General features: G+C 62.3%; 1 protein-coding gene. It reads right to left on the bottom strand.

All coding sequences use genetic code 11. The annotated features are described in order from the left end of the window. Window positions 1-39: 39 nt before the first annotated feature. On the bottom strand, window positions 40-801 hold a 762-nt coding region (locus NA637_RS25215), incomplete at its 5' end, for an IS3 family transposase (RefSeq protein WP_256075389.1).

Raw genomic sequence — 801 nt, 5'->3', positions numbered from 1 at the left:
TAGAGTGGACCCATCTGTCAAGACAGATTTCGTTCGGGTTTAAGCTGCATCCACCTCTTCAATCGCAGCGGAATGGCGCTGCCCCGTGGTCGCAAGTGTGGGCTGTCCACGCTCGTTGAAGTGATCCGGAATACTCGCACCGCCTCCGACTCCGGCGGCGTACACCTCGTCTGGCACTCGGTAGTCCAGCGCCTGATGCGGTCGCTCACCGTTGTAGAAGGCGAAGTACTCCGTCAGGCCCAGCGTCAGCTCGGCGACCGTGCCGTAGCCTTTCAGGTAGACGTCCTCGTACTTGACGCTGCGCCAGAGCCGCTCCACAAAAATATTGTCGAGTGCCCGACCGCGTCCGTCCATACTGATCGCGATGCCCGCGCGCTTGAGTACACCTGTGAAGGCTTCGCTCGTAAACTGCGAACCCTGATCGGTGTTGAAGATCTCCGGTTGGCCGCACTGGTCCAGGGCTTCTTCCAGGCAGTCCACGCAGAAGGCCGTATCCAGGCTGTTGCTGATGCGCCATCCCAGTACCCGCCGGGAGTACCAGTCGATGATCGCGACCAGATACACGAAGCCGTGCGCCAGCCGGATGTACGTGATGTCCGTGCTCCAAACCTGATCGGGACGCGTGACCTCAGCACCGCGCAGCAGGTACGGATAGACCCGATGCTCCGGGTGTGGCTTGCTGGTCGCCGGACCCGGCGCCATCCCGGCCAGCGCCATCACGCGCATGAGCCGTTGCACGCGCTTGCGGTTGACGAGGTGTCCCTGGCGCCCGAGAAAGACCACCATACGGCGGCTACCGTA

This window comes from Stutzerimonas stutzeri (genome assembly GCF_024448935.1).
Lineage (GTDB): Bacteria > Pseudomonadota > Gammaproteobacteria > Pseudomonadales > Pseudomonadaceae > Stutzerimonas > Stutzerimonas stutzeri_AO.
This window is presented reverse-complemented; position numbering and strand designations above follow the sequence as displayed.